The sequence below is a fragment of the Actinacidiphila oryziradicis genome, from assembly GCF_005047355.1.
Lineage (GTDB): Bacteria > Actinomycetota > Actinomycetes > Streptomycetales > Streptomycetaceae > Actinacidiphila > Actinacidiphila oryziradicis.
Genome location: NZ_SUMC01000369.1, coordinates 1 through 894 on the forward strand (window position 1 = coordinate 1; position 894 = coordinate 894).

General features: G+C 63.2%; 1 pseudogene. It reads right to left on the reverse strand.

Annotation, left to right across the window (positions count from 1 at the left end):
• Positions 1-118 precede the first annotated feature (118 nt).
• Positions 119-865 (reverse strand): annotated as a pseudogene (locus FCI23_RS55940) (reverse transcriptase N-terminal domain-containing protein); the annotation flags it as partial.
• Positions 866-894: the final 29 nt, after the last annotated feature.

Below are 894 nucleotides of genomic sequence, written 5' to 3' on the forward strand. Positions count from 1 at the left end.
AGCAGCGCACGTCGGGGCGGGGACTGATCACATGGACACTGATCAGGATCTACACCATCGACATCGTCGAACCTCCAAAGGTGTACTCACTCACAAACGTGCGACCTCGCGTCGCACCTCCGCCTTGAGGAGTTCCCTCATCGGTGCGGGTGAAGCGTCCGTCGTCGACCACTCCCGCCTTCAGCCACTGGCGGACCAGTTCCCTGGCCGGGAACCCGCCGACACTGCCGAGCAGGTAGTCGTGGTCGATGCGGTCGAACGCGGCGGCCAGGTCGGCGTCCAGTACCCACTGGCGCTTCGCGGCCTTGCCCTTCGCAGTGCTGAAGATCGCCTGGATGGCGTCGTGGCATCCGCGGCCCGGCCGGAATCCGTAGGAACGTGATTCGAACCGGGCTTCCCACTCGGGCTCCAGCGCGTTCTTTACGCGTGCCTGGACTACTCGGTCACGCATGACCGGGATACCGAGTGGACGTTGCTTTCCATTGCTCTTCGGGATGTAGACCCGCTTGACGGGCCTGGCTCTCCAGGGCTGGGTTTGCTGATCGATGTCGACCGCCATACGAGCTCTCGCCTGGGGGGTGAGTGCGAGTTCCCTGTCGATGCCTGCCATCTTGCGGCCCTTGCTCTGCTGTGTCACCCGTTTCACGCTTACGAGCGTGTTACTACGGCTCCGCAGCATGAGCTTTTGCAGATTGCGGACCCTTCCGAGGTCCCCTTCCTGTGTCGCTTTGAAGATCCGTTGTCTCAGGCGCCGTACGTTTTCCTCGGTGCTGGCCCAGTCGATTCTGTGCCAGTCCAGTGGTTCGCCCTGCGGTCCGTTCGCTCCGGAGGTGCGTCGGGCGGCAGCAGGTGCCGTCTGTCGCATGTTCCTCCTTCGCGTCTAACTTGTCCGGC